General features: G+C 73.3%; 5 protein-coding genes. All 5 read right to left on the bottom strand.

The features are described 5' to 3' along the window. Positions 1 to 102: 102 nt before the first annotated feature. The 5 genes from AB0N76_RS38865 to argC all read right to left on the bottom strand — a co-directional run bounded on the left by AB0N76_RS38865 (position 103) and on the right by argC (position 5,637). On the bottom strand, positions 103 to 1,737 hold the full coding sequence (locus AB0N76_RS38865; protein WP_363565577.1) for an AMP-binding protein: 1,635 nt from the start codon (positions 1,735 to 1,737) through the stop codon (positions 103 to 105). After that, positions 1,734 to 2,870, bottom strand: coding sequence for a Glu/Leu/Phe/Val dehydrogenase dimerization domain-containing protein (locus AB0N76_RS38860; protein ID WP_363565576.1), 1,137 nt, complete (start codon positions 2,868 to 2,870; stop codon positions 1,734 to 1,736). Before AB0N76_RS38860 ends, AB0N76_RS38865 begins: the two co-directional genes overlap by 4 nt. 104 nt (positions 2,871 to 2,974) lie before the next feature. Further along, entirely contained in the window at positions 2,975 to 3,538 is a 564-nt protein-coding gene (locus tag AB0N76_RS38855; protein ID WP_363565575.1) for a gamma-glutamyl-gamma-aminobutyrate hydrolase family protein, read from the bottom strand. 183 nt (positions 3,539 to 3,721) lie between these two features. After that, positions 3,722 to 4,555 (bottom strand): acetylglutamate kinase, encoded by an 834-nt coding sequence (locus AB0N76_RS38850; RefSeq protein WP_363565574.1) that lies wholly within the window; start codon positions 4,553 to 4,555, stop codon positions 3,722 to 3,724. Beyond that, positions 4,552 to 5,637: an N-acetyl-gamma-glutamyl-phosphate reductase gene (argC, locus tag AB0N76_RS38845; RefSeq protein WP_363565578.1), complete on the bottom strand. Its 1,086-nt coding sequence runs from the start codon at positions 5,635 to 5,637 to the stop codon at positions 4,552 to 4,554. The genes AB0N76_RS38850 and argC overlap by 4 nt, the downstream gene beginning before the upstream one ends. Between the last annotated feature and the right edge of the window lie 8 nt (positions 5,638 to 5,645).

The following is a 5,645-nucleotide window of genomic DNA, read 5'->3' as shown; positions in this document are numbered from 1 at the left end:
GCCGCGGGCCCTGGGGGGGTGGGCCCGGCGGCGCCGGCCCGGGGGGTGCCGGGGGCGGGCGCAGGGATGCCCGCGGGTGCCGGAGGGTTCCGGCGGGGGGGGTTATCCGGCGGCGTAGCGGTGGCGCAGTTCGATCTTGCGGACCTTGCCGGTGAGGGTCTTGGGCAGGGCTTCGGTGATCTCGAGCCGTTCGGGCAGGAAGCGGTCGTCCTGGCCGGCGCGGCGCAGGTGGGTGCGCAGTTCGTCGAGGGTGGGCGGGACGGGTCCGGCGGGGACGACGACGGCGAGGATGGTGTCGTCGATGTGGCCGGTGGGTCCGACGATGGCGGCGTCGGCGACCTTGGGGTGGCCGGCGATGACGGATTCGAGTTCGGCCATGGGCAGGACGATGCCGTCGCGCATGATGGCGTCCTTGGCGCGGCCCAGGACGCGGATGCCGCCGCGGCCGTCCTCGCGGGCGACGTCGCCGGTGTCGAACCAGCCCTCGGCCATGAGGTCGGCGTCGAAGACGTCCTGCTGCTTGTAGTAGCCGAGGGCCTGGGAGGCGCCGCGTACCCGCAGGCGGCCCACGCAGGCGCGCTGGGTGGGGTCCTGGCAGGCGTCGATGCGGATCTCCATCGAGTCGATGGGGCGGCCGTGGGAGTGGGCGGCCCAGTCCTGGTTGTAGTCCAGGCGGCTGATGGTGACGGGTCCGAACTCGGACATGCCCCACACGGAGTAGGTGCGGGCGCCGAAGGTGTCGCGCAGTTCGTCGACGAGGTGCTGCAGGACGGGGGCGGCGCCGGTGACGGTGTGGCGCAGGGAGGAGATGTCGTGGGGGTCGCGCTGCTGGGCGGCGGCGACGCCGGTCAGGGTGGGCGGGGGGCCGTAGAGGAGGGTGGCGCCGTAGCGTTCGACGAGGTCGAGCAGGCCGGCGTGGTCGGGGCCGTCCTGGAAGGCGATGGTGCCGCCCAGCATGACGCCGGCCAGCACTCCCTGGCCGAAGCCGGAGTAGTGGACGAGGGGGGTGGTGACGGCGGCGACGAGGTCGTCGCGCAGCAGGAAGGTGTCGACGTAGCCGCGCACGCCGGAGTGGACGGTGTTCTGGGAGTGGACGACGCCCTTGGAGAAGCCGGTGGTGCCGGAGGTGAAGAGGACCACGAACGGCTCGTCGGGGCGCAGTTGGCGTCCTTCGAGGGCGCCCATGCGGGTCTTCTCCCAGTGGGTGGCGACGAAGTGGTCGTGGAAGTCGACGGCGCCGTCGGGGGCGTGGCCGTCGAGAACGACGAGGTGTTCCAGGGGCAGTTCGCCTCGCAGGTCCTGGAGGGTGTCGGCGAGGGGGTAGCCGTCCCAGTGGGGGACGGTGATGTGGACGCGGGCCTCGGTCAGGGCGAGGCGGTGGCGCAGTTCCTCTTCCTGGCAGACGGGGGCGATGGGGCAGATGACGGCGCCGGCGGCCATGCAGGCGAACATCAGGGGGACCATTTCCCAGCGGTTGGGCAGCTGGACGGCGACGACGTCGCCGCGCTGGACGCCGAGTTCGAGGAGGGCGCCGGCGAAGCGGTCGGTGAGGCGGGAGAGTTCGGCGTAGTCGAGGGTGTCGGTGCGGGCCTCGGCGAGGCGGCGTCCGGCGATGGCGAGTTTGCGGGGGCGGATGCGGGCCTGGCGGCGCAGGTCGTCGAGGAAGGTGTCGTCGCGCCACCAGCCGCGCCGGCGGTATTCGGCGAGGCGGTCGGCGGGTGAGGGGGTGCTGGTCATCGGAAGAGCTCCTGGCGGCGGGTGGCGAGCAGTTCGGGCAGCGGGTCGCCGGCGCGGGCGGCGGCGATGGTGAGCAGGTCGCGGGTGTTGACGCGCACGCGGTCGGCGACCCAGTCGAAGACCCACTGCTTGCGGGCGTCGGCGGGAAGGTCGAAGGGGACCTTGCGGGTGACGGCGAGGGCGGCGGAGCCGGCGCCGCCGATGTTGGCGATGACGCCGGGCACGAGGGTGGCGCCGCCGGCGGCGATCTTCTCGCGGGCCTGGGCGCTGGAGGCGATGTTGGCGCCCTCGACGACGAGGGGGGCGCGCAGGCGGTGGGCGTTGTCGTCGTTGAGGGCGTGCTTCTGGGCGGCGAGGACGAGCAGGTCGGCGTCGACGTCGAGCCAGGCGTCGGGGGTGGTGGTGACGGTGACGTGCTGGGGCAGGCGGGTGTGGTCGATGCGGCCGAAGTCGTCGGTGATGGCGGCGAGGTCGGCGACCGGCAGGCTCGGGGCGCTGATGGTGCCCTGGACGTCGGCGACGGCGACGATGGTGTGGCCGCGGTCCTGGAGGAAGCGGGCGACGGCGCGGCCGACGGCGCCGAAGCCCTGGATGACGACGCGGGCGGACTCGGTGCGCCCGGCGGCTTCCAGGGCGGTGAGGGCGGCGACGCCGACGCCGTGGCCGGTGCAGTCGATGAGGGGCTCGTAGTAGGTGCGCCAGTCGATGGGCATGTCGGGGGCGCCGAGGCGGTAGCGGGGGTCGTAGCGGGCCTCGTCGAAGAAGACGGCGCGGTCGGCGGGGGTGACGCCCATGTCGATGCCCAGGTGGATGCCGCCGTGCAGGAGGGGCTTGACGGTGCGTCCGAAGGTGCGGAACGTCTGCTCGCGGGTGTGGGGGTCGCGGTCGGCGTCGGTGGCGACGATGCCGGCCTTGGCGCCGCCGATGCGCAGCCCGGCGAGGGTGAACTTCTCGGTCATGTCGCGGGCCAGGCCCGCGACCTCCTCCTCGCTGACGGCGCCGGTCATCCGGGTGCCGCCCATGGCCAGGCCGTCGACGAGGGAGTCGACGACCACCCAGCCCTTGAGTGTGCCGCCGCTGCCGTTGAGGTGGACGGTGAAGGCGGGCTGGTGCGGGCGGGTCGGGTCACTCATGGCCCCTCCTGGGATCGGGTCGCTCGTGGGGACCGGGCCGGGAAGGGGGCCGGGTCCGTGATGCGGGATGCGGGATGCGTACGGGCGTGCGGGTGCGGGTGCGGTCACTGGTAGAGGGCGGCGAAGCCGCGCAGGATCTCCAGGCCGTCGGTGCGGAACTCCAGGTGGGCCTGGGCGCCGTGGATGCGGCCGTCGTCGGAGCGCAGGAACTCCACGGGGGCGTGTTCGGAGCGTCCGATGGAGCGGAACCCGGCGGGGGCTTCCTGGAGGTAGAGGGTGTGGCGGTGGAAGACCGTCACGGTGGGCTTGACGTGGGTGAAGATCGGCTCGTCGGTGTCGACCTGGACCTCGTGGCCGCCCACGCGCTGGGGGCCGTCGGCCAGGCGGGCGCCGTTGGCGACCGCGATGATCTGCATGCCGCCGCAGATCCCGAACACGGGCACGTGGGTGGTCATGACGAGGTCGACGAGCGGCTTGTAGTAGTCCTGGTCGTACGCTCTGACCTTGGTGCCGCTGAGCACGATCGCCTGATGGCGGCCGTCCAGGCGGGCGGGCACGGACGCGGCGTCGGTGACGTCGGTGTCCGAGCCGAGGTCCTCCAGGCGGGTGCGCAGCTGCTTGAGGGACAGGGTGCCGTTGTTGACGACCAGGACGCGGGTTTTCGCCACGGTGTTCTCTCGCCTCCTTCTGGCGGGATGCGGGCTCCCGCCCGCGGGGTGCGGGCGGCCCCGGGGGGTGGCCCGGGGGCCCGGCGCGGTACGGGTGGTGGGTGCGGGGTGGGTCAGTGGGTGCGGGGTGGTGCGGGTGCGGGGTGGGTCAGTGGGTGCGGGGTGGTGCGGGTGCGGGGTGGGTCAGTGGGTGCGGGTGATGCGGGTGCCGGTGCGGCCGTCGAGCAGGTCGCTGACGAGGGCGCTGCCGAGGACGACGCGCTCCACGCCGCCGTCCAGGGCCTCGCCGGCGGCGCGCAGTTTCTTGCGCATGCCGCCGGTGGCGCCCTTGTCGCGGAACGCGGCCGCGTCGCGGTCGCTGATGGCGGTGACGGGGGCGCCGTCGATCAGGAGGTGGGCGACGTCGGTGACCAGGACCAGGTCGGTGGCGCCGGCGGCGGCGGCGATCGCGGCCGCGGCGCGGTCGGCGTCGGTGTTGATCTCCTGTCCCACCTCGTTGCGGGCCAGCGGGGTGACGAGGTAGGCGTGGCCCGCCTGGAGGTTCTTCAGGGGGGCGGGGTCGACGCCGGTGATCGGGCCGACGAGGTTGTCGAGTTCGACGAGCTGCTTGTCGCGCCACCACCAGCGCTCGCCGGGGCCGGCCTGGACCAGGCCGTCGCTGCCCAGCAGGCGTTCGGCGGTGATGCCGCGTTCACGCAGGCGGGTGAAGACGTCCTCGGCCATGGTGGCGCTGACGGTCTTGATGTCGGCGATGACCTCGGGGGTGGTCCAGCGGCTCTGGTTGCCGTAGCGGTCGCGCAGGATGGCCTGCGGGCCGGCGTAGAGGGGGTTGAGCTCGCGCAGGGGGCGCGACCAGCCGTGGACGAGGATCAGCGGGTGGGCGCGGCCGTGGCGGGCGAGGTCGTCCCACCAGGTGCCGTCGAGGTCGTCCAGGCAGCTGCCGCCCAGCTTCACGACGGTCGGCACCGGCACCGGCGTCTGGGGGGCCGGGTGTGCGGGGGTGGTGTGGGTGCTCATGCGGGCATCACCGGCTGCATCGCAAGGCCCGTCTCCTCGGGCAGGTGGAAGCGCAGGTTCGCGGCCTGCAGGGCCTGGCCGGCGGCGCCCTTGACGAGGTTGTCGAGGGCGGCGAGGACGACGATGCGGCCGCCGTCCTTGTCGTGCAGGGGCACGACGTCGCAGAAGTTGGAGCCGAGCACCGCCTGCGGGTCGGGCACCGGGATCAGCGTCTCGTCGTGGCGGCGTACCCGCACGAAGCGGTGCTCCTTGTAGAAGCGGGTGTAGGCGCGCTGGAGTTCGCGCTGGTCGACCTGGTGGTCGGTGAACACGTAGGCGCTGGTGAGCAGGCCGCGGACGTGGGAGACGCCGTAGGCGGACATGGTGAGGGAGTCGATGCGCGCTCCCTTGGCACGCTCCAGGAAGTCGGCGACCTCGGCGGCGTGGCGGTGGCCGGTGGGCGCGTAGGGGGCGATCGCGCCGGAGCGGAAGGGGTGCAGGTCGGCGGTGCGCAGGTGCAGGCCGCCGCCGCTGGAGCCGGACTTGCCGTCGACGACGACGGTCTTCAGGTCCAGGCCCATGGCCAGGGTCAGCGGGGCGAGGCTGAGGGTGAGGGCGGTGGCGTAGCAGCCGGGGATGGAGATGAGGGGGGCGTCGGGCAGGAGGTCGCGGATGAGTTCGGGGACGCCGTAGACGAAGCGTTCGGCGAGGTCGGGGCGGCGCTGGGCCTTGGGGTACCAGCGGTCGTGGAGCTCGGGGGTGGCGATGCGGAACGCGCCGGAGAGGTCGACGATCGCGGGGACGCGGTCGGCGAGCAGGGCGGCGAGGCGGGCGGAGACGGGGGCGGGGGTGGCGAGGAAGAGGACGTCGACGCGTTTCGCGATGGTGTCGGCGTTGTCCTCGGTGACGGGCTCGATGCCCAGGCCCAGGTCGATACGCAGGTTGGCGTGCAGTTCGGCCGGGCGGCGGCCGATGTTGGAGGAGCCGCCGAGGAAGGTCAGTTCCATGGCGGGGTGCTGGGTGATGGCGTAGTCGGCGCCGGAGCGGATCTTCGCGACGAAGTGCCGGATGTCGTCGTCCCAGTTCGTCGACCTCGGGTGCATGTTCGGAG

The sequence above is a fragment of the Kitasatospora sp. NPDC093806 genome (assembly GCF_040683335.1).
Classification (GTDB): Bacteria; Actinomycetota; Actinomycetes; order Streptomycetales; family Streptomycetaceae; genus Kitasatospora.
This window is presented reverse-complemented; position numbering and strand designations above follow the sequence as displayed.